The 542-nt window shown below is 48.2% G+C and carries 2 tRNA genes and 1 rRNA gene; all 3 read left to right on the top strand.

Annotated features, from left to right (window positions below):
- Positions 1-62: ribosomal RNA gene (locus HU766_RS26000) — 16S ribosomal RNA — on the top strand; the annotation flags it as partial.
- Positions 63-139: 77 nt separating this feature from the next.
- Positions 140-216 (top strand) — tRNA-Ile (locus HU766_RS25995).
- Positions 217-222: 6 nt separating this feature from the next.
- A tRNA-Ala gene (locus HU766_RS25990) sits at positions 223-298 on the top strand.
- The last annotated feature ends 244 nt before the right edge of the window (positions 299-542 follow it).

Below are 542 nucleotides of genomic sequence, written 5' to 3'. Positions count from 1 at the left end.
TGACTGGGGTGAAGTCGTAACAAGGTAGCCGTAGGGGAACCTGCGGCTGGATCACCTCCTTAATCGACGACATCAGCCTGCTGATGAGCTCCCACACGAATTGCTTGATTCATATGTGAAGACGATCAAGACCCTATATAGGTCTGTAGCTCAGTTGGTTAGAGCGCACCCCTGATAAGGGTGAGGTCGGCAGTTCAAATCTGCCCAGACCTACCAATATGCGGGGCCATAGCTCAGCTGGGAGAGCGCCTGCCTTGCACGCAGGAGGTCAGCGGTTCGATCCCGCTTGGCTCCACCACTCTTGCAGTACCTTGATCAAACTCAGAAATGAGCATTCGTGTCGAATGTTGATTTCTGGCTTTTGTCAGATCGTTCTTTAAAAATTCGGATATGTGATAGAAATAGACTGAACACTACTTTCACTGGTAGTTGATCAGGCTAAGGTAAAATTTGTGATGTGCTCTTAACTGAGCAGCATGCGAATTTTCGGCGAATGTCGTCTTCACAGTATAACCAGATTGCTTGGGGTTATATGGTCAAGT

Origin of the sequence: Pseudomonas sp. SWRI77 (assembly GCF_014269105.1) — a bacterium.
Taxonomy (GTDB): Bacteria; Pseudomonadota; Gammaproteobacteria; order Pseudomonadales; family Pseudomonadaceae; genus Aquipseudomonas; species Aquipseudomonas capeferrum.
The sequence above is the reverse complement of the archived record's forward strand: the minus strand, read 5'-3'. Positions and strand labels throughout refer to the sequence as shown.